This window comes from Streptomyces sp. YS415, from assembly GCF_023544665.1.
In the GTDB taxonomy this organism is placed as follows: domain Bacteria; phylum Actinomycetota; class Actinomycetes; order Streptomycetales; family Streptomycetaceae; genus Streptomyces.
The window spans coordinates 1-768 of record NZ_JAMJFL010000087.1; the positions used below are offsets into that span (position 1 = coordinate 1).

The window sequence follows — 768 nt, forward strand, 5'->3', positions numbered from 1 at the left end:
TGTACGCGATGGCAGCGAAGAGTACCTGGACTCCGAGAAGTACCAGCTGCGCCCGCGTGACTGGGACACCGCGCAGACCATCGCTCCACTCATCACCAAGCTCAACACCGTCCGACGCGCGAGTCCCGCCCTACGGCAGCTGCGTAATCTCCACTTCCACCACGCCGACCAGGAACAGGTGATCGTCTACTCGAAGCGGTCGGGATCGAACACGGTTCTGGTGGTCGTCAACCTCGACCCCCACCACACCCAGGAGGCGACGGTCTCGTTGGACATGCCGCAACTCGGCCTGGACTGGCACGAGTCGGTTCCGGTGCGCGACGAGCTCACCGGCGAGACCTATCACTGGGGCAGGACGAATTACGTGCGTCTCGAACCGGGCACTCGTCCCGCGCACATCCTCACCGTCCTGCGACCGTCCACCCCGCAGATCGGAGGGTCACCCACCACATGATCGTCAACGAGCCCGTCCATGACACGTTCGAGGACACCCCGGCCAAGGACCGGCATCCCGACTGGTTCAAGAGCGCCGTCTTCTACGAGGTGCTGGTCCGCTCCTTCCAGGACAGCAACGGCGACGGCGTCGGCGACCTCAAGGGCCTGACCGCCAAGCTGGACTACCTCCAGTGGCTCGGCGTGGACTGCCTGTGGCTGCCCCCGTTCTTCAAGTCCCCGCTCAGGGACGGCGGCTACGACGTCTCCGACTACACCTCTGTCCTGCCCGAGTTCGGCGACCTCGCCGACTTCGTCGAGTTCGTCGACTCCGCT

1 protein-coding gene and 1 pseudogene are annotated in these 768 nt (G+C 65.0%); both read left to right on the forward strand.

Going from position 1 to position 768, the window contains the following annotated elements:
* A pseudogene (locus M8H82_RS36355) lies at positions 1 to 454 on the forward strand (DUF3459 domain-containing protein); the annotation flags it as partial.
* A partial coding sequence (locus tag M8H82_RS36360; protein WP_250080038.1) for an alpha-amylase family glycosyl hydrolase occupies positions 451 to 768 on the forward strand: 318 nt, incomplete at its 3' end. The pseudogene M8H82_RS36355 and the gene M8H82_RS36360, both read left to right, overlap by 4 nt.